This window comes from Saccharothrix stipae, from assembly GCF_054781895.1.
In genome coordinates this window covers 188,743-207,317 of record NZ_BAAGTN010000005.1, presented here as the reverse complement: position 1 = coordinate 207,317, position 18,575 = coordinate 188,743, and the positions used below count along the sequence as shown (strand labels likewise).

Below are 18,575 nucleotides of genomic sequence, written 5' to 3'. Positions count from 1 at the left end.
TGCACTCCACGGGGGCAGCCCCCGACGGGTGACGTGCCGTGCGCTGAGCTACGCTCCCGCATGATCCGGCAAGGGGTGACTTCCACCCCTGCCTGCGAGCTTTTTGACGTTGAGTGGCGCGAGGAGGCGGCGAGCAGTGGGCCTGAAGGAGGGCACCAGGGCAGCCCGGCTGGCGAAGGTCGGCGGGCTGGTCGGCCTGGTCGGCGTCGGGGCCACGGGTTGCTCCACGGAAGAGGTGCTGCGCTTCGGCTGGCCGGTGGCCGTGACGCCGCAGGCCGAGGCGATGCGCGAGCTGTGGACCTGGTCGGTCGTCGCGGCGCTCGCGGTCGGTGTGATCGTGTGGGGCCTGATCCTGTGGTCGGTCGCGTTCCACCGCAAGAAGAGCGAGGAACTGCCCCGCCAGGTCGCCTACAACCTGCCGCTGGAGCTCGTGCTGCTGGTCGTGCCGACGATCATCGTCGCGGTGTTGTTCTACTTCACCGCCGTGACGCAGAACTACGTCACGGACAAGTCCGAGGACCCCGACGTCACGGTCGACGTGATCGCGTTCCAGTGGAACTGGGAGTTCCAGTACCCGCAGTTCAAGACCGAGGAGTCCGACCTGCCGGTGAGCACCGTCGGCACGTCCGGCGAGATCCCGCTCCTGGTGGTGCCGCAGGGCAAGTCGATCCGGTTCACCCTGCGGTCGACCGACGTCATCCACTCGTTCTTCGTGCCCGAGTTCCACTTCAAGCGGGACGTCTTCCCCGAGCCGGAGAAGAACAACCAGGACAACTCGTTCCAGATCGACCAGATCGACCGCACCGGGTCGTTCGTCGGTCGGTGCGCCGAGCTGTGCGGCGTCTACCACGCGGTGATGAACTTCGAGGTCAGGGCGCTCACGCCGGAGGACTTCGACCGGTACATCGAGCTGCGCAAGCAGACGAACACCGACACCGGCCAGCCGTACACGGCCGCCGAGGCGTTGACCGAGATGAACTGCGGTGAGCTGTGCACGCCGCACGCCGTGACGACCAAGCCCTTCGACACCGACCGGACTGTCCGCGAGGCGTCCGACGGTGGGAAGTAGGAGGACGCTGCGATGAAGGTCGAAGCCCGCATTTTCGACTTGGTGATGGGGTTCTCGTTCCTCATGGCCGCCGTGTACGGCTACTGGACCTGGGCGGACACCAACGCCGTCGAGCCGACCGGCACCGTGGCGCTCGCGCTGACCGGTGGGTTGGCGCTGATCGTCGGCACGTACTTCCGGTTCGTGGCCCGGCGCATCGAGGTGCGACCCGAGGACAACGCGGACGCGGAGGTCAGCGACGGCGCCGGTGAGCTCGGCTTCTTCAGCCCCGGCAGCTACTGGCCCATCGGCCTGGCGGCGGCCGCCGCGACGGCGGGCGTGGCGCTGGCGTTCTGGCACGTCTGGCTGTTGGTGATCGCGGTCGTGCTGGTGCTGATCGCCGTCGGCGGCCTGGTGTTCGAGTACCACACCGGTCCGAGCCACGACTGAGCACGGATTTCCCCACAGGGGGCCACCTTCGGGTGGCCCCCTTTTTTGGTCGTCCTGGGGGTCAGGCGGCCGCGTTCGAGTTCTGGTAGCTGTCCACGTACTCCTGTTCGGACAGTTCCAGGATGCGGTAGACGATCTCGTCGGTGACCGAGCGCAGCACCGGCAGCGACCCGTGCATGCCCGCGTAGCGGTCGAAGCACAGCGGCCGGCCGAACCGGACGGTGACCGGGCGGACGCGGGGCAGCCTGCGGTCCACCGGCTGCACCTGGTCGGTGCCGATGATCCCGACCGGGACGACCGGCGCGCCGGACTCCAGCGCCATCCGGGCCACGCCGGTGCGACCGCGGTGCAGCCGGCCGTCCAGCGAGCGCGTGCCCTCGGGGTAGATGGCGAACGCGCCGCCGCCGTCCAGGATCTCCTTGGCGGTGTCCAGGGACGCCCTGGCGGCCCGACCGAGCCCGCGGCGCACGGGGACGTGGCCCAGGGAGCCGAAGAAGTAGCGGGAGAGGGCGCCCTTGACGCCCTTGCCGTCGAAGTACTCGGCCTTGGCGAGGAACGAGACGCGGCGCGGCACCACCATCGGGACGACGATGCTGTCGATGAACGACAAGTGGTTCGGCGCGAGGATGACCGGACCGTCGGTGGGCACGTTTTCGAGACCTTCGACCGTCGGCCGGTAGACCAGCCGCGCCGTGGGCGCCACCACTCGCTTCATCACCGTGTAGAGCATGCCCACAGCATGACCGGCGGCCGTTGCGCGGCGGTGAAAAGGTGGCCGTCATCTCGACCGCGGTCGGCGGGGTTCACCGGTCCGCGCGGTTCACGCCGACGTACTCCGCGCACAGGCAGCCGACGCCCCTCCCGATCCACTCGCGACCGACCCACTCCGGGTGCCGTTCGACCACCAGCGCCTCGACCTCCTCGACGATCGCCGCTTCGCCCATCGCCGAATCACGGCGCGCCCACGTCTCGTCCCGCAGCAGGCGGAGGTAGTCGCGGGCCTCGGCGAGCAGCCGGGCGTCACCGACCTCGCCGTGACCGGGCACGACGGTGCGGGCGCCGGCGGCGGCGAGGCGTTCCAGCACCGCCTGCCAGCGGGTGCCGGAGACGTCGGTGTCGTGCGGCGGGAACCACGGGAAGATCGCGAACCCGCCCGCCTCCACCAAGTCGCCGGTGAACAGCACGTCCGCGTCCGGCACCCGGACCACCTGGTCGCCCCGGCTGTGCGCGCGGCCCGTGGCGCGCAGCTCCACCACCCGGCCACCGAGGTCCAGGTCGTGCTCGCGGTCGTAGACGACGTCGGGCCGCGCGAGCTCGACGCCGACCAGCCGCCGGGCGATCGACTCGCCGAGGCCGCGGAACATCTCCAGGTAACCGGGGCCCTTCCGGGCCAGGTCGTCGGCCTGGTCGCGGTTGAGCAGGAAGGTCGCCTCGCCCGCGAAGGCCTGCGCCCCGAACGCGTGCTCGGGGTGGAAGTGGGTCGTGGTCAGGTACAGCCTGCGCCCGCGGGCGTGCTCGACCGCGAACTCCAGCACGGCCTCGGCGTTGGCGACGCCCAACCCCGTCTCGACCACGAGCACGGAGTGCGAGCCGCCGATGACGCCGATGTTGGGCACGAGCGGCACACCCCGGTCCGGGACGACCAGGAGGTCGCGGGCGAGGTCACGGGCGTCGGCGACCCGCACGACGGGATCGGGCAGCGCCGGTCCGGGCGGCGTGGGGCCGGACCGGGTGGTTTCGGACGGTGCCGGTTCGGACGGTGCCGGTCCGGACGGGGTGGGTTCGGTCATGCCACCAGTCCACTCCGGACCGGTCGGAGCCGTCCAAGCCCGATCCGGCACCGGCGATACCGCCCGGGTATCTTCGCTGGTGATGGACCTCCGCGAGCTGCGCTACTTCGTCGCCGTCGCCGAAGAACTCCACTTCGGACGGGCCGCCGCACGCCTGCACATGACCCAGCCCCCGCTCAGCCGCGCCATCAAGCGGCTCGAAACCGACCTCGGCCACGTCCTGTTGCACCGCTCGTCCGCCGGCGTGTCCCTCACCCCGGCCGGCGCGTCGCTCTACGACGAGGCGCGCACGTTGCTCGCGCGAGCCGACCAGGTCCGCACCAGGGTCGCCGCCGCGGCCGGCACGGCGACCATCACGATCGGCACGCTCGCCGACAGCGCCGGGCAAGCGGGCACCCGGCTGGCCGCCGCCTACCGCGCGCACCACCCCGAGGTGCACGTCCGGATCCGCGAGGCCGACTTCACCGATCCGACCACCGGCCTGCGCGCCGGCCTGGTCGACGTGGCGCTCACCAGGGCGCCGTTCGACGACACGGGCATCGTCACGCACGTGCTGCGCAGCGACCCGGTCGGCGTGGTGCTGCGGGTGGACGATCCCCTGGCCGGCCGCGAGAGCGTGCACACGGACGAGTTGGCCGACCGCCGGTGGTTCCGCCTGCCGGAGGGCACCGACCCGGTCTGGCAGGCCTACTGGAGCGGCGGGCGGCACCGCGACGGACCGGTCGTGCGCACGGTCCACGAGTGCTTGCAAGCGGTGCTGTGGAACGGCTCGGTGGGGTTGGCGCCGCTGGCACACGCGCTGCCCGAAGGGCTCACGGTGGTGCCGCTGGTCGACCTGCCACCGAGCCGCCTCGTGGTCGCCTGGGCCGACGGCGACCCCGGCCCGCTCGTGCGCTCGTTCGCCCGGATCGCGGCCACCGCGTACGGCGGCCGCGCGCCGAACAACCGCTGAGGCCGGCTGAGCGCGGTCTCAGCCGTCCGCGAGGGCCTTCTTCAGCTCCGTCGACCGCGCCGCCCAGCGCCGCAGCAGGTCCGCCGCCGCACCGGAGTCGATCGCCGCCGCGGCCCGGCCCATCGCACCCGCCAGGTCCGCGTGCAGGTCGCCCGAGAGCCCGCCGTGCGTGGCGAGCGCGCCCGCCGCGTTGAGCAGCACCGCGTCCCGCACCGCACCCGGCTTGCCCGCCACCAGCTCGCGCACGACCTCGGCGTTCACCGAGGCGTCGCCGCCCTTGAGGTCGTCGGCCAACGCCGGTGCGATGCCCAGCACCGACGGGTCGATCCGGTCGGTGCGCACCGCGCCGCCGTCGGCGACCCACACCGACGTCGTGGTGGTCGTGGTGATCTCGTCCATCCCGTCGTCACCGCGCACGACCAGCATGGTGTTGCCCCGACGTGCGAAGACACCCGCGATCAGCGGCGCGAACGCCACCCGGGCGCAGCCGACCAAGCCCGCCTTCGGCTGGGCAGGGTTGGTCAGCGGGCCGAGCAGGTTGAACGAGGTCGGGATGCCGATCTCGCGCCGCGGCGCGCCCGCGTGCCGGAAGCCGGGGTGGAACACCGGGGCGAAGCAGAAGCCGATGCCCAGCTCCTCCACCGTCCGCTGCACGCCCACCGGCGGGAGGTCGATGGCCACGCCGAGCTCTTCGAGCACGTCCGCCGTGCCGCACTTGGACGACGCCGCGCGGTTGCCGTGCTTGACCACCGGCACGCCGGCGGCGGAGGTGACGATCGCCGCCATGGTCGAGATGTTCACCGAGCCGGAGCTGTCACCGCCCGTGCCCACGATGTCGGCCGCGTGCACGTCCACGGTGAACCGGCGGGCGTGCTTGAGCATCATCGTGGCGATGCCGTCGACCTCTTCGGGCGTCTCGCCCTTCGCCCGCAGCGCCACCGCGAACGCGGCGATCTGCGCGGGCGTCGCGGCGCCGGACATCACTTGGTCCATCGCCCACGACGTGTCGTCCTGCGAGAGGTCGACCCGGTCCACGAGCTGGTTCAGCAGTAACGGCCAGGTGCGCTCCACGGCGACATCAGCCCCGGACGACGGGCAGGGCCGTCGAGCGCAGCACCTCGGCCACGGTCTCGGCGGCGGCCAACGGGTCGAGCGGGTGCACCAGCACCGCGTCCGCCTGCGACCACGTCGCCAGCCACCGGTCGTCCTTGCGGCGCACCGCGACCACGATCGGGGGGCAGTCGGTGATCTCGTTCTTCAGCTGCCGGGACAGTCCCATGCCACCGGTCGGCTGCGCCTCGCCGTCCAGGATCGCCAGGTCGACGCCGCCGTTGTCCATCTCGTACAGGACGTCGGCGATCGCACCCGCCTCGACGTACTCGACGCGACCCAGGTCGGGCGCGGGACGGCGCCCCACCGCAGTGATGATCGTCTCACGCACCTCGGGGCGGTGGCTGAACACCAGGATCCTGGTCGTCTGCGTGCTCATCGGCGCGATCCTCCGGCGGGTCGGGGTGCCAGGTGGGGCAGATGCTATCCGGCCGGCTCCCCGTGACCTGAAGTGCGTCCCACCCGATCCAGTCGCCGCCGAGCCGTTGCGCCAGGCTCGCCATCCGGGCCCGCTGCTGGGCGCAGGCCAACGCGGTCAGCACCTGCACCCGCAGCGCCTGCCAGTGCCCGTCGTGACGAAGCACCCACCCGTCCGGCGTGAGCAGCTCACGCGCGCGTTCTACCTGGTCAGGGGGTAGTACCAGGTGGTGGCGCAGCACCGCGGGCCCGTCCGCCCGCCAGCGCGGCGACCTGGCCAACACGGCCGAGTCGGCCTCGGCGACGTCGAACGCCTCCGCCACCACCGACAGACCAGGTGAATCGATCTCCAGTGCGGGTACACCCCGCCGCGCGCGGCGATCACGCAACCGGCTCAACAACCCCATGACGTCCTCACCGTGCGTGTGACCCAGATGACCTGCGTACGTGCCCCGGACCCGATGGGCGGGACGAAAACCTGCAAGCAATAATGCGTCGTGTGACAACGGCAGCGCCCTCAATCGGCCAGCGCGTGCACTCGCTGAACCGCCCGAACATGGTCAGCGTCGGCACGATCGTCTGGCTGTCCAGTGAGCTCATGTTCTTCGCGGGGCTCTTCGCCATGTTCTTCACGGTGAAGGCCCAGAACGAAGGGCACTGGCCACCAGCACCGACCCACCTGAACGTGCCTTACGCACTGTTCTTCACGATCATCCTGGTGGCGTCCTCGTTCACGTGCCAGTGGGGCGTGTTCGCCGCCGAGCGGGGCGACGTGTTCGGTCTGCGCCGCTGGTACATCGTGACGCTGATCATGGGCGCCATCTTCGTCGCCGGCCAGGCCGGTGAGTACGTCACCCTCGTGAGCGAGGGCACGACGATCCCGGCCTCGGCCTACGGCACCGTCTTCTACCTCACGACCGGCTTCCACGGCCTGCACGTGATCGGTGGCCTGATCGCGTTCGGCTACCTGCTGGTCCGCACGAAGCTGAGCAAGTTCACGCCCGCGCAGGCGACCTCCGCCATCGTCGTGTCGTACTACTGGCACTTCGTCGACGTCGTCTGGATCGGCTTGTTCGCCATCATCTACATCGTGCCCTGACCAGCTCGAACCCCGAACTCACACCAGCAAGGGTTGCCGCACACATGACCACCAACACCACACGGGCCCGGAAGCGCGGCACCAAGCTGCGCAGGCGGATCTCGGGCCTGCTCGCGCTGGGCTTCGCGCTGCTGGCCGCGGGCTTCCTGTTCAGCGCCCTCGCGCCGCAGCCGCAGACCGCGCAGGCGCAGGACGACCCGGCGCAGGTGCGACTGGGTGAGCAGCTCTACAACAACGCCTGCATCACCTGCCACGGCAAGAACCTCGACGGCGTCGAGGACCGCGGTCCCAGCCTGATCGGCGTGGGCGAGGCGGCCGTGTACTTCCAGGTGTCCTCCGGCCGCATGCCGATGGCCCGCCAGGAGGCGCAGGCGCAGCGCAAGCCCGCCAAGTTCACGCCGGAGGAGGTGGACGCGATCGGCGCGTTCATCCAGTCCCGCGGCGGCGGCCCGCAGACCCCCGAGGAGCGCGGCGAGGCGCTGCGCGGCGAGGACCCGGCCCGCGGCGGCGAGCTGTTCCGGCTCAACTGCTCGGCGTGCCACAACTTCACCGGCCGCGGCGGGGCGCTGTCGTCCGGCAAGTTCGCGCCCGAGCTCGACGGCGTGTCCGAAGAGCAGCTGTACACCGCGATGCTCACGGGCCCGCAGAACATGCCGAAGTTCTCCGACCGGCAGCTCACGCCGGAGGAGAAGGAAGACATCATCGCGTACATCAAGTCGGTGACCGACGGGAACAACAACCCCGGCGGCGCCCCCCTCGGCGGCCTCGGGCCGGTATCGGAGGGTCTGATCGCGTTCATCGTGGGTATCGCCGCCCTGATCGGCGTGACCCTCTGGATCGGAGCCAAGGCATGAGCGGCGTGAAGCCGAACGAGCTGCCCGACGAGGCGGAACTCGCCGGGATGAGCCGGGACGAGCTGGTCAAGCTCGGCACCGGGATGGACGGTGTGGAGCTCGTCCACTACGAGGACCGCTGGCCGGTCAAGGGCACCCGCGCGGAGAAGCGCGCCGAGCGCCTGGTGGCCCTGTGGTTCACCATCGCCGCGCTCGCCGGCGTCGCGTTCCTCGTGGCGTTCATCTGGTGGCCGTGGAAGTACGAGGCGCCGCACACCGGCGACCACATCCTGTACAGCCTGTACACGCCGGTCATCGGGTTGACGCTGGGTCTGTCGGTCCTCGGCCTCGGCATCGGCGCGCTGCTGTACACGAAGAAGTTCATCCCCGAGGAGCTGGCCGTCCAGCAGCGCCACGACGGTGGCTCCCCGGAGGTCGACAAGGCCACGATCCTCGCCCAGCTCGCCGACGCGGGCGACCGCTCCACGATCGCCCGCCGGTCGCTCATCAAGCGCACCGCGGGCCTGGGCGCCGGCGTGTTCGGCCTCGGCGTGCTGGCCGTGGGCGTCGGCGGGCTGATCCGCAACCCGTGGGCGAAGAGCGACTCGAAGGACTCGCTCTGGCACACCGCGTGGAAGTCCGACGACGGCGAGAAGGTCTACCTGCGCCGGCACACGGGCAACTTCCACGAGGTCGCGCTGGTGCGTGCCGAGGACCTCGACGCGGGTGGTTTCGAAACGGTGTTCCCGTTCCGCGAGTCGGAGCGTGACGACGAAGAAGCCCTGGTCCACGCCCTGAAGCGGGCCGACAGCCCGGTCATGCTCATCCGCCTGCGCCCCGGCCAGACGGTGACCAAGCGGGCCGGCCAGGAGGACTTCAACTACGGCGACTACTACGCGTACTCGAAGATCTGCACCCACCTCGGGTGCCCGACCTCGCTGTACGAGCAGCAGACCGGCCTGCTCCTGTGCCCCTGCCACCAGTCGCAGTTCGACGTCTTCCACTACGGCAAGCCCCGGTTCGGCCCGGCAACCCGTGCCCTCCCGCAGCTTCCGATCACGGTTGACGAGGACGGATACTTGATTGCTCGCGGCGACTTCATCGAGGCCGTGGGTCCGGCGTTCTGGGAGCGTAAGTCATGAGCGGCATCACCACGCCGACAAAGCGGCAGGGCGCAGGCGCCCGCGCGGCGGGTGGCGCCGCCAAATGGGCCGACGACCGGTTCCACATGGCCGGCGGTGTGCGCAAGCAGCTGAACAAGGTCTTCCCGACGCACTGGTCGTTCCTGCTCGGCGAGATCGCGCTGTACAGCTTCATCGTGCTGCTGCTGTCCGGCACCTACCTGGCGCTGTTCTTCGACCCCTCCATGGAGGAGGTCGTCTACAACGGCGCCTTCGTGAACCTCCAGGGCATCGAGATGTCCCGGGCGTTCGAGTCGACCCTGCAGATCTCGTTCGAGGTGCGCGGCGGTCTGTTCGTGCGCCAGGTGCACCACTGGGCCGCGCTGCTGTTCATGGGCGCGATCGTGGTGCACATGTTCCGGATCTTCTTCACCGGCGCGTTCCGGCGCCCGCGTGAGATCAACTGGGTCATCGGCATCGTGCTGTTCATGCTCGGCGCGATCGAGGGCTTCCTCGGCTACTCGCTGCCCGACGACCTGCTGTCCGGCACGGGCCTGCGGGTGATGGCGGCGCTGCTGATCTCGATCCCGGTGATCGGCACGTGGACCAACTGGCTGCTGTTCGGCGGTGAGTTCCCCGGCACGGAGGTCATCCCGCGGCTGTACTCGCTGCACATCCTGGTCATCCCGGGCATCATCCTGGCGCTGATCGCGGTGCACCTGGGCGTGGTCTGGTACCAGAAGCACACGCAGTTCCCGGGCGTGGGCCGCAAGGAGAACAACGTCGTCGGCGTGCGCATCATGCCGGTGTTCGCGGCCAAGGGCGGCGGGTTCTTCGCGGTGGTCGTGGCGGTCACCGCGATCATGGGCGGCGTCTTCCAGATCAACCCGATCTGGAACTTCGGGCCGTACAACGCGGCGCAGGTGTCGGCGGGCGTCCAGCCCGACTGGTACATGGGCTGGACCGACGGCCTGATCCGGCTGTGGCCCGCGTGGGAGCTCTACCTGGGCAACTACACGGTGCCGGCGGCGTTCCTGCCGTTCATGCTCGGCCTGCCGCTGCTGACCGGCCTGGCCGCGGTGTACCCGTGGATCGAGCGCAAGATGACCAAGGACTACGCGCACCACAACCTGCTCCAGCGCCCGCGCGACGTGCCGGTCCGGACGTCGCTGGGCGCCATGGCGATCGCGTACTTCATGGTGCTGCTGCTCTCGGGCGGCAACGACATCATCGCGATGAAGTTCGACATCTCGCTGAACGCGATGACGTGGATGGGCCGCATCGGCATGCTCCTCGTCCCGCCGCTGGCGTACTTCATCACCTACCGCATCTGCATCGGGTTGCAGCGGGCGGACCGCGAGGTGCTGGAGCACGGCGTGGAGACGGGCATCATCAAGCGCCTGCCGCACGGCGAGTTCATCGAGGTCCACCAGCCGCTGGGCCCGGTGGACGACCACGGCCACCCCCTGCCGCTGGCCTACCAGGGCGCGGCGGTGCCGAAGAAGATGAACAAGCTGGGTTCGGCCGGGCACCCGGTGCCGGGCAGCTTCCTGACCCCGGACCCGCCGGAGGAGACCGCCGCCCTGGGCCGTGCCCGGGCCGAGCGCGGTGTCGCGGCGGACTCCCTGTCGGCCGAGAACAAGGCCGCGGGCGAACTGGCCGGGAAGCCGGCCCAGCCCGAGGACTGACCGTTCGTCCGAGAAGGCCCCGCACCTGTCCGGTGCGGGGCCTTCTCGCAGTTCAGAGGGGCTATGGTGCGGCGGTGGCCCACCTCGGACGGCGTCCGCTGCTCTTCCTCGACGTGGACGGACCGCTCATCCCGTTCGGCGGCGGCGGGTACGCCACCCACGGATCGGTTCCGGCGGGCGGCAATCCGCTGTTGAGCAGGATCGACCCCCGCCTCGGGCGACGGCTGGCGGCGTTGCCGTGCGACCTGGTCTGGGCGACGACGTGGATGGCCGAGGCGAACGAGTCGGTCGCGCCCCGGCTCGGCCTCCCGCCGCTCGCGGTGGTCGAGTGGCCTGAGCCGTCCGAGGTGGACGAACGCGCCGGCCTGCACTGGAAGACCCGCGCCCTGGTCGAGTGGGCGGACGGGCGCTGCTTCGCCTGGGTGGACGACGAGATCACCCGGACCGACCGCGCCTGGGTGGCCGCGCACCACCGGGGCGACGCGCTGCTGCACCGGGTCGACCCCCGTCAAGGGCTGACCGACGCCGACCTCGCCGCGATCGAGGAGTGGTCGCGGCGCGACCACGGCGGGTGCCAGGCACGGTCTTTCGAACCTCCACACCACCGGTGACCGCGAAACCTGTCCCGGTCCCGCCGGCGCGGGCCGCCGATCAGGCGTCGTCGAGGCCGATGGCGAACGCCGCGTCCGTGTCGCGCTTCGAGTACGACCGGAACGAGATGTGGGTGTCGGTGTTCAGCACGCCGGGCACCTTGGAGATGTGGCCGGGCACCAGGTCGGCGAGGTCCTCGTGCCGGGCGACCTTGACCAGGGCGATCAGGTCGACGTCACCGGCGCACGAGTAGACCTCGGTGACTCCCTCGATGTCGGCGATCGCCTGCGCCGCGTCCGGAATGGTCTCGGCGGCGGCCTGGATCAGCACGATCGCGGTGATCACAGCGGTCCTCCACAAGTCGTCGGGGTTTCGACCGACCACATGCTAGTGGCCCGCCACCCGGTACTGGTCGCGACCGGCCTCGGCGCGCGCGACCCACTCCCGCCACGCCCCGGCCGCGGCCGCGGGCGACGTCCACGGTCGCTCGCAGTGCACCAGCCGCGTGCCGGGCCGGTCGATCCACCGCAGCACCACGCCGACCTCCTCGGCGGGCGCGCCGAACAGCGGGCCCTCGCCCGGGACCACCGTCTCCGCCGACGCGACCAGCGCGTCGACCACCGGCATCGGCCGCGTGCCCCGCCGCGCGACCCCGGCCGACGCCAACCGCCCGTGCCGCACCACGGCGAACTCCCACCCGCCGGCACCGTCGGGACGTGCCACGACCACCTCGGGCAGCGCCGCCAGGCCCGCCAGCCGCTGCGCCCGGTCCAACGAGCGCACCAACGACGACATGCGGTCGCGGCGGGTGGCGGCGTCCTCGAACCGGTGCGCGAGGGCGAGCGCGTCGATCTGCGCGGTCAGCTCCAGCAGCGGCGCCACGTCCGCCCCGGCCACCAGCCGGCGGAACGCCGAAGCGGCGGGGGAGTACTCGTCCACCGACTGCCGTCCCGCGCACGGCGCCTTGCACCGGCCCAGCTCGAACAGGGCGCACGCCGTGGCGGAGGCGTTGCGCGCCGGGATCCGCATCGAGCACGCCCGCAGCGGCACGGCCTCCAGCACGGCCTCCAGCGCCGTCTCGGCCAGCCGGCGGGACCGGAACGGGCCGAACGCACCCTCACGCGGCGTGCGGACCACGGAGAGGCGCGGGAACGCCTCCTCCGTCAGCACGAGCCACCACGCCTGCCCCTGGTTCTTGGAACGCCGGTTGTAGGCGGGTTTGTGCGCGGTCAGCAGCCGCAGCTCCCGCACCTCCGCCTCCAACGAGTGCGCGCACTCGACCGCGTCCACCCGCACCGCGAGCGACACCATCTCCCGCAACCGCTTGCGGCCCTCGCCGGCGGTGAAGTACTGCCGCACCCGTCGCCGGAGGTCGGATGCCGTGCCGACGTACAGCACCTCCTCCGACGGCCCGCGGAACAGGTAGACGCCCGGTCGGGACGGCAGGTGCGCGGCGAGCGTCCGCTTGCGCCGCTGCGCCGGCGTCACCTCGGGCAGGTAGGCGACCAGCTCCTCCAGCGAGTGCACCCCGACCGACCCGACCCGCTCCAGCAGGTGGTGCAGCACCTCGACGGTCGCGCGGGCGTCGATCAGCGCCCGGTGGTTCGGCTGCACGGACACGCCGAACAGCTGGGCCAGCGCGGACAGCCGGCAGGTCGGCGCCTCCTCGCGGCTGAGCACCCGGCGGGCCAGCTTCACCGTGCACACGACCGGCGGCTTGGGCCACGTGTACCCGTGGCGGGCGCAGGCGGCCTTCATGAACCCCACGTCGAACCCGGAGTTGTGCGCCACCAGCACCGCGCCGGCGGCGAACTCCAGGAACGCGGGCAGCACCGTGGCCAGCCTCGGTGCGCCGGTCACCATCAGCTGGGTGATCCCGGTCAACGCCACGACCTGCGGCGGAATGCCCCGCTCGGGGTCGACGAGGGTGCCGAACTCGCCGATCACCCGGCCGCCGCGCACCTTCACCGCACCGATCTCGGTGATCGAGTCCTCGTCCGCCCGGCCACCGGTGGTCTCCAGGTCGAACACGACGAACGTGGTCTCGCGCAGCGGTGTGCCCAGTTCGTCGAACGTGAGCTGAGTAGTCATCGAGCGGCACCGTACTGATCCACCCCGACAATGTCGGATCGCCGCCGCTCCGCACCACCGTTCACTACCCCAAACGCACCACCACGCGAGGACGCGAACGACCGACTTCCGGGCGACCGAGCCGCGACGCCGGAGGCGGCGCAATCAGACACAGCTAGCCTGTATGGGTGCAAGACCCGATCGAGCCCGCGGACGGCGCTGACGACCTGGAACGCGACCAGGCCGTCGAGTCCACTGTGGACTGGGGCGGGTTGCCCGAAGCGCTGCGCGCCCGGCTCGCCGAGTTGAGCGCGGATGCGTTGGGGGACTTGGCGAAGGTGGACATCCCGCAGTCGCTGCGGGCGGTGGCGCGGTTCGCGCCGACCAAGCGCGCCCGGCTGGGTGGGCCCGCGCTGCTCGGCGGGTTGAAGTCGTCGACGAACTTCCGCGCCGCCGTGGTGGAGTGGCTCAGGCGCAACCGGCCGGCGGTGCTGGAGGTGACCTCGCCCGACCCGGTGGCGGCGGGCGCGGCGGCGATCCTGCAGGGCGAGGAGGTCGCGGCCCACTTCATCGAGCTGGTCGGCAGGCGTGCGGCGGACGCGGCGCTGCGCTCGGAGCGCGACCTGGCCGTGCACCGGGCGGAGCGGCTCGAGGTCGAGCTGGAACGGCTGAAGGCGGAACGGGCCGAGGCAGGCGGCGCGGTGGACAAGATCCGCCAGGACGCCGAGGCCGAGCTCGAACGGCTGCGCAAACGGTTGCGCGAGCAGGGCGTGCGGCTGCGCGAGGCCAAGGACCGGGCCGAGTCGGCGGCGGCCGAGTCCGAACGGGTGCGCGTGGCGGCGGAGGCCGAGCTGCGCCGGTTGACCGCCGAACGGGACCGGGAGCGCGAACGCGCCGAGCACGAGCGCGCCAAGGCGCAGCGGGCGGAGTCGGACGCTGAGGTGGCGCGCCAGTCCGCCAAGGAGGCCCGGCAGGCCGACGAGGTGCGGTTGGCCCTGCTCGTGGACACCCTGGACGGCGCGGTGAACGGCCTGCGCCGGGAGTTGGCCCTGGGCGGCGCAGGCCCGCGACCCGCGGACCTCGTGCGCGGCGCGAGCGCGGCGCAGGGCGCGGTCGGCCGGGTGGAGGACCCGGCGGCGTTGGACCGGCTGTTGGCGCTGCCCGCCGTTCACTTGATCGTGGACGGCTACAACGTCACGAAGACCGGCTATCCGGAGCTGTCGCTGTCGAACCAGCGGGACCGGCTGGTGCACCAGCTGGCCGTGCTGGCGGCGCGCACCGGCGCCGAGGTGACGCTGGTGTTCGACGGCGCGGGTGTGGTGGCCGTGCCGACGACCGCGCCGCGCGGGGTCCGGGTGCTGTTCAGCGATCCCGGCGTGCTGGCCGACGACGTGATCCGGGCGTTGGTGACGGCCGAGCCCGAGGGGCGTCCGGTGGTCGTGGTGACGTCCGATCGGGCGGTGGCCGATTCCGTCCGTCGGCGGGGCGCGCACCCGGTGCCGTCCGCGGTGCTCCTGGCCCGGCTGGGCCGGGTGTGACACAGATCGTGTTTTTAACACCACCGGGGGTCACACGACCAGGTCACAGCTAGACCGTTCGTGAACACCGTTGAACCTGACACGAAATCCGTGCCCCGCCAGTGGACTCCTGACCTCACTTTTCGTAACCTAGCCGAGATCTCGCGGCGGGCAGTGGTCCATCCTGGGCCGCGACGCGGGCTCACCGCCGAATCGGCCTGTCGGGGAGCCGAGCCGGAACACTCTCAGCAGGGTTCTGTCGGGTCGCGTCATGCGCCCGGCCGGCAGGCGGTTCAGACGTGAGGAGACACACGCGACTGTGGCGTCGCAACGACTCAAGCGCGGCCTGCGCGGGGCGATGGCGGCCACGGCGGTGGCCGCTGCCGCGGTGGGCGTTCTGCCCGTACCCGCCGGAGCTCAGCCGAACACCCCCGCGAACGCCTCCGAGGCGCTGAAGAAGTACAACGAGCTGGCCGAGCAGGCCACCAAGCTCAACGAGGAACTGCTGCGCGCCGAAGAGCAGCGCAACGCCAACCAGACCGAGCTGGACAAGGCCAACGCCGACCTGGCGCAGGCGACCCAGGCGGGCGACCAGGCGAAGTCGGACGAGGAGACCTTCCGCGTCCAGGTCGACAAGCTGACCGAGGCGTCGTTCGAGGGCGCTCGGTTCAACCAGCTGTCGGCGTTGCTGGTGTCGGACTCCCAGCAGGACTTCCTGAACCGGATGTCGGCGCTCGGCGTGCTCGCGTCGGACAACAACGAGGCCCTCGTCCGGCTCTCCGGTGCGGTCGACGCCGCCGAGGACGCGCGGCTGAAGGCGGCCGACGCCCAGGGCCGCGCGCAGGCCGCGACCGACGAGGCGACCCGGATCGCCGACGACATCAAGAAGCGCCAGGGCGAGTTGCAGGGCCAGATCACCCAGGTCCGCAACCAGCTGAACCAGCTCAACCAGCAGGAGCGGACCACGCTGACCAACGCGGGTCCGAAGGTCACCACCAACGTGCCCGAGGGCGCCGCGGGTGTCGCCCTGCAGTTCGCGCTGGACCAGCAGGGCGACATGTACCGGTACGGCGCGACCGGACCGGACGTCTGGGACTGCTCCGGTCTGACGTCGAAGGCCTACGCGCACGCCGGCGTGATCATCCCGCGCACCTCGGGCGGCCAGGCGGGCGCCGGGCGCCCGGTCAGCCGCGGCGAGGTCAGGGCCGGTGACCTGATCATCTACAACGGCGGCAACCACGTGGCCATGGCGGTGGACAACGCGCGGGTCGTGCACGCGTCCACCGACGGCGTCCCGGTCAAGGTCGTGTCGCTGGAGTCGCCCGGCTCGATCTACGCGATGCGCCGCATCGCGGGCTGACAGCCGTCGTCCGGCAGGGCCATCCTGGACGGGGTGGCCCTGCCGATGACTTTGGAGGCTCGTGAGCCGCTTTCGGGTCGTGCTGGCCGCGTTGGTGGCCGTGACCTTCCTGGCCGGGCTGACCACGGCCGTGGTCACGGTCCCGCCGTCGGGTCCTTCCGCGTCGGCCGACACCGCCTCCACGCCCCGCGCGGACGCCGTCCGGTCGTTGCTGGACCGGCGGGCGAGGGCGCTGCTGGAGCGTGACGAGACGGCGTTCACCGCGGACCTCGACCCGGTGGCCGACGCCGGGTTCCGGCAACGGCAGCGCGACCTGTTCCGCAACCTCGCCGCCGTGCCGCTGGCCGAGTGGGCGTACTCGGCCGAGTGGGGTGCCGGCGGGACCGACCTCGCCGGCCTGGACCTGCCCGCCGCGGACGAGGCGTGGGCGCCGGACGTGCGGCTGTCGTACCGGCTCAGCGGCGTGGACGTGGAGCCGAGCAGCCAGGGCATGGCCTACCTGTTCACCCGTCGTGGGGACCGCTGGTACCTCAACTCGGACACCGCGCTGGAGCCGCTGGGCAAGCGCACCTGGCGCGGGCCGTGGGACTTCGGGCCGTGCCAGGTGCTCGCCGGGACCGGCGGGTTCGTGCTGAGCCACCCCGGCGGCGAGGCGCTGGCCGGCCGGGTGCTGGCGGAGCTGGACGGCGCGGTGGCGGCGGTGACCGAGGTGTGGGGCGAGGCGTGGTCGCGCCAGGTGGCCGTGCTGGTCCCGGCGAGCGCGGACGAGATGGTCGCGCTGGTCGGACCCGGCTTCGCCACCGGGGCGATCGCGGGCGTCGCGGTGGCCGACCGGGTGGACCCGGACACGCGCGCGGTGCGCGGGCAACGGGTGGTGCTGAACCCGGACAGCGCGGGCGCGTTGTCGCCGTTGTCGTTGCGGGTGCTGTTGCGGCACGAGATCACGCACGTCGCCGCGCGCGGGGAAACCGTGGACGGCGCGCCGATGTGGGTGCTGGAGGGGTTCGCGGACTACGTGGGCTACCGGCGCAGTGACGTGCCGCTGCGCAAGGCCGCGCCGTTGTTGGCCGCGCGGGTGCGGGAGGGGTTGCCCACGGCGTTGCCGTCGGACGCCGACTTCCGCGGCGGCGCGATGGAGGAGGCCTACCAGCAGGCGTGGTCGCTGAACCTGTACCTGGCGTCGTCGCTGGGCGAGCCGGGGCTGGTGCGGCTGTACCGGCGGTTGGCGCGGGTTCGGACGTCCGAAGTGGACGCCGTGCTGGTCGAGGTGACCGGTGAGGACACCGCGGCGCTGGTGCGCGGGTGGCAGGACTTCCTGCGGCGGTCGTTCCCGTAACGTGGTCGCGTGCGTCGGACCCTGTTGGTGACCAATGACTTCCCGCCACGGCCCGGCGGCATCCAGGCCTACCTGCACGCGTTGGCCGTGCGGTTGCCCGAGTTGGTGGTGTACGCGCCGTCGTGGGAGTCGGCCGCGGGCTCGCACCCGGAGTTCGACGCGGCGCAGCCGTTCGAGGTGGTGCGGCACCCCGGGACGTTGATGCTGCCCACGCCGGACGTCGTGCGTCGTGCGTCGGACATCCTGCGCGGAGCGCGCTGTGACGCCGTGTGGTTCGGTGCGGCGGCGCCGTTGGCGTTGATGGCCTCACGGCTGCGTGCCGCCGGTGCTTCGCGGGTGGTCGCGTCGACGCACGGGCACGAGGTCGGGTGGTCGATGCTGCCGGGTGCGCGGCAGGCGTTGCGGCGCATCGGGTCGGACGCGGACGTGGTGACGTTCGTGAGCCGGTACACGCGGTCCCGGTTCGCGGCGGCGTTCGGTCCGATGGCGGCGTTGGAGCACCTGCCGTCCGGGGTGGACACGTCGGTGTTCGCGCCCTCGGCGGCGGCGCGGGCGGAGGTGCGCGCGCGGTACGGGTTGGGCGACCGGCCGGTGGTGGTGTGCGTGTCGCGGCTCGTGCCGCGCAAGGGGCAGGACGTGCTGGTGCGGGCGTTGCCGGAGATCCGGCGGCAGGTGCCCGATGCGGCGTTGCTGCTGGTGGGCGGTGGGCCGTACCGCGGCGCGGTGGAGCGGCTGGCCGCTTCGGTCGGCGTGTCCGAGCACGTGGTGCTGACCGGGTCCGTGCCGTGGGAGGAGCTGCCCGCGCACTACAACGCCGGTGACGTGTTCGCCATGCCGTGCCGCACGCGGGGGCGTGGGCTGGACGTCGAGGGCTTGGGCATCGTGTACCTGGAGGCGTCGGCCACCGGGCTGCCGGTGGTGGCGGGGCGTTCGGGCGGTGCGCCGGAGACCGTGCGCGACGGCGTGACCGGGCGCGTGGTGGACGGGCGTGAGGTGGCGGAGGTCGCCGACGCCGTCGCCGCCCTGCTCGCCGATCCCGGCACGGCGGCCAAGATGGGCGCGGCGGGCCGTGAGTGGGTCACCGCGAACTGGCGCTGGGACGACCTGGCCGACCGCCTGGCCGGCTTGATCAACACCTGAGCGTTGAACTCGGGGTACCTGAACGTAGGACACGGTCGTTCCGAACGTAGGAC

General features: G+C 71.8%; 18 protein-coding genes and 1 pseudogene. 12 read left to right on the top strand and 7 right to left on the bottom strand.

From position 1 onward, the window contains the following. Positions 1–136 precede the first annotated feature (136 nt). Positions 137–1,069 carry an aa3-type cytochrome oxidase subunit II gene (ctaC, locus tag ACYVLT_RS09775; RefSeq protein ID WP_461119809.1) on the top strand — a complete coding sequence of 311 codons (933 nt, stop codon included), beginning with the start codon at positions 137–139 and terminating at the stop codon, positions 1,067–1,069. Between the two features lie 12 nt (positions 1,070–1,081). Then, positions 1,082–1,498 carry a cytochrome c oxidase subunit 4 gene (locus ACYVLT_RS09770; protein ID WP_360460722.1) on the top strand — a complete coding sequence of 139 codons (417 nt, stop codon included), beginning with the start codon at positions 1,082–1,084 and terminating at the stop codon, positions 1,496–1,498. Between the two features lie 61 nt (positions 1,499–1,559). Here ACYVLT_RS09770 and ACYVLT_RS09765 read toward each other — a convergent pair whose 3' ends face one another. Then, positions 1,560–2,228, bottom strand: coding sequence for a lysophospholipid acyltransferase family protein (locus ACYVLT_RS09765; protein WP_461119808.1), 669 nt, complete (start codon positions 2,226–2,228; stop codon positions 1,560–1,562). A gap of 73 nt (positions 2,229–2,301) precedes the next feature. Beyond that, complete coding sequence (locus tag ACYVLT_RS09760) at positions 2,302–3,288, bottom strand: MBL fold metallo-hydrolase (protein WP_461119807.1); 987 nt, start codon at positions 3,286–3,288, stop codon at positions 2,302–2,304. A gap of 82 nt (positions 3,289–3,370) precedes the next feature. Between ACYVLT_RS09760 and ACYVLT_RS09755 the strand changes: the two genes are divergently transcribed. After that, the gene (locus ACYVLT_RS09755) at positions 3,371–4,240 is read left to right on the top strand and encodes a LysR family transcriptional regulator (protein ID WP_461119806.1); all 870 of its coding nucleotides are present in this window, start codon (positions 3,371–3,373) and stop codon (positions 4,238–4,240) included. A gap of 18 nt (positions 4,241–4,258) precedes the next feature. Here ACYVLT_RS09755 and trpD read toward each other — a convergent pair whose 3' ends face one another. The 3 genes and pseudogenes from trpD to ACYVLT_RS09740 form a co-directional block, all read right to left on the bottom strand. After that, positions 4,259–5,311 (bottom strand): anthranilate phosphoribosyltransferase, encoded by a 1,053-nt coding sequence (gene trpD / locus ACYVLT_RS09750; protein ID WP_461119805.1) that lies wholly within the window; start codon positions 5,309–5,311, stop codon positions 4,259–4,261. Between the two features lie 7 nt (positions 5,312–5,318). Then, the gene (locus ACYVLT_RS09745; protein ID WP_360460710.1) at positions 5,319–5,729 is read right to left on the bottom strand and encodes a hypothetical protein; all 411 of its coding nucleotides are present in this window, start codon (positions 5,727–5,729) and stop codon (positions 5,319–5,321) included. 67 nt (positions 5,730–5,796) lie between these two features. Next, positions 5,797–6,174 (bottom strand): annotated as a pseudogene (locus ACYVLT_RS09740) (hypothetical protein); the annotation flags it as partial. A gap of 83 nt (positions 6,175–6,257) precedes the next feature. Between ACYVLT_RS09740 and ctaE the strand changes: the two are divergent. The 5 genes from ctaE (at position 6,258) to ACYVLT_RS09715 (ending at position 11,119) form a co-directional block, all read left to right on the top strand. Further along, a complete protein-coding gene (ctaE, locus tag ACYVLT_RS09735) occupies positions 6,258–6,866 on the top strand; it encodes an aa3-type cytochrome oxidase subunit III (protein WP_082404045.1) in 609 nt (202 codons plus the stop codon). A gap of 44 nt (positions 6,867–6,910) precedes the next feature. After that, the gene (gene qcrC, locus ACYVLT_RS09730) at positions 6,911–7,720 is read left to right on the top strand and encodes a cytochrome bc1 complex diheme cytochrome c subunit (protein WP_461119804.1); all 810 of its coding nucleotides are present in this window, start codon (positions 6,911–6,913) and stop codon (positions 7,718–7,720) included. Then, complete coding sequence (gene qcrA / locus ACYVLT_RS09725; protein WP_461119803.1) at positions 7,717–8,841, top strand: cytochrome bc1 complex Rieske iron-sulfur subunit; 1,125 nt, start codon at positions 7,717–7,719, stop codon at positions 8,839–8,841. Before qcrC ends, qcrA begins: the two co-directional genes overlap by 4 nt. Further along, positions 8,838–10,508 (top strand): cytochrome bc1 complex cytochrome b subunit, encoded by a 1,671-nt coding sequence (gene qcrB, locus ACYVLT_RS09720; RefSeq protein WP_461119802.1) that lies wholly within the window; start codon positions 8,838–8,840, stop codon positions 10,506–10,508. Before qcrA ends, qcrB begins: the two co-directional genes overlap by 4 nt. A 74-nt stretch (positions 10,509–10,582) precedes the next feature. Continuing rightward, complete coding sequence (locus ACYVLT_RS09715; RefSeq protein WP_461119801.1) at positions 10,583–11,119, top strand: HAD domain-containing protein; 537 nt, start codon at positions 10,583–10,585, stop codon at positions 11,117–11,119. Positions 11,120–11,159: 40 nt separating this feature from the next. Here the strand turns inward: ACYVLT_RS09715 and ACYVLT_RS09710 are convergent, their stop codons facing one another. Further along, positions 11,160–11,444 carry an Lrp/AsnC family transcriptional regulator gene (locus ACYVLT_RS09710; protein ID WP_461119800.1) on the bottom strand — a complete coding sequence of 95 codons (285 nt, stop codon included), beginning with the start codon at positions 11,442–11,444 and terminating at the stop codon, positions 11,160–11,162. A gap of 42 nt (positions 11,445–11,486) precedes the next feature. Next, positions 11,487–13,190, bottom strand: coding sequence for a DEDD exonuclease domain-containing protein (locus tag ACYVLT_RS09705; RefSeq protein ID WP_461119799.1), 1,704 nt, complete (start codon positions 13,188–13,190; stop codon positions 11,487–11,489). Between the two features lie 167 nt (positions 13,191–13,357). Between ACYVLT_RS09705 and ACYVLT_RS09700 the strand changes: the two genes are divergently transcribed. The 4 genes from ACYVLT_RS09700 to ACYVLT_RS09685 all read left to right on the top strand — a co-directional run bounded on the left by ACYVLT_RS09700 (position 13,358) and on the right by ACYVLT_RS09685 (position 18,522). After that, positions 13,358–14,707, top strand: a complete 1,350-nt coding sequence (locus tag ACYVLT_RS09700; protein WP_461119798.1) for an NYN domain-containing protein — start codon at positions 13,358–13,360, stop codon at positions 14,705–14,707. A 298-nt stretch (positions 14,708–15,005) separates the two neighbouring features. Beyond that, positions 15,006–16,046, top strand: coding sequence for a C40 family peptidase (locus tag ACYVLT_RS09695; RefSeq protein WP_461119797.1), 1,041 nt, complete (start codon positions 15,006–15,008; stop codon positions 16,044–16,046). A gap of 61 nt (positions 16,047–16,107) precedes the next feature. Further along, on the top strand, positions 16,108–17,382 hold the full coding sequence (locus ACYVLT_RS09690; protein ID WP_461119796.1) for a basic secretory protein-like protein: 1,275 nt from the start codon (positions 16,108–16,110) through the stop codon (positions 17,380–17,382). Positions 17,383–17,391: 9 nt separating this feature from the next. Continuing rightward, positions 17,392–18,522 carry a glycosyltransferase family 4 protein gene (locus tag ACYVLT_RS09685; protein WP_461119795.1) on the top strand — a complete coding sequence of 377 codons (1,131 nt, stop codon included), beginning with the start codon at positions 17,392–17,394 and terminating at the stop codon, positions 18,520–18,522. The last annotated feature ends 53 nt before the right edge of the window (positions 18,523–18,575 follow it).

Bases quoted from the DNA above. Each gene is read 5' to 3' on its own strand.
- ACYVLT_RS09755 (WP_461119806.1), top strand. From the start codon at position 3,371: ATGGACCTCCGCGAGCTGCGCTACTTCGTCGCCGTCGCCGAAGAACTC.
- qcrA (WP_461119803.1), top strand. From the start codon at position 7,717: ATGAGCGGCGTGAAGCCGAACGAGCTGCCCGACGAGGCGGAACTCGCC.
- ACYVLT_RS09765 (WP_461119808.1), bottom strand. From the start codon at position 2,228: ATGCTCTACACGGTGATGAAGCGAGTGGTGGCGCCCACGGCGCGGCTG.
- ACYVLT_RS09770 (WP_360460722.1), top strand. From the start codon at position 1,082: ATGAAGGTCGAAGCCCGCATTTTCGACTTGGTGATGGGGTTCTCGTTC.
- ACYVLT_RS09745 (WP_360460710.1), bottom strand. From the start codon at position 5,729: ATGAGCACGCAGACGACCAGGATCCTGGTGTTCAGCCACCGCCCCGAG.
- qcrC (WP_461119804.1), top strand. From the start codon at position 6,911: ATGACCACCAACACCACACGGGCCCGGAAGCGCGGCACCAAGCTGCGC.
- ctaE (WP_082404045.1), top strand. From the start codon at position 6,258: ATGCGTCGTGTGACAACGGCAGCGCCCTCAATCGGCCAGCGCGTGCAC.
- ACYVLT_RS09705 (WP_461119799.1), bottom strand. From the start codon at position 13,190: ATGACTACTCAGCTCACGTTCGACGAACTGGGCACACCGCTGCGCGAG.
- qcrB (WP_461119802.1), top strand. From the start codon at position 8,838: ATGAGCGGCATCACCACGCCGACAAAGCGGCAGGGCGCAGGCGCCCGC.
- ACYVLT_RS09760 (WP_461119807.1), bottom strand. From the start codon at position 3,288: ATGACCGAACCCACCCCGTCCGGACCGGCACCGTCCGAACCGGCACCG.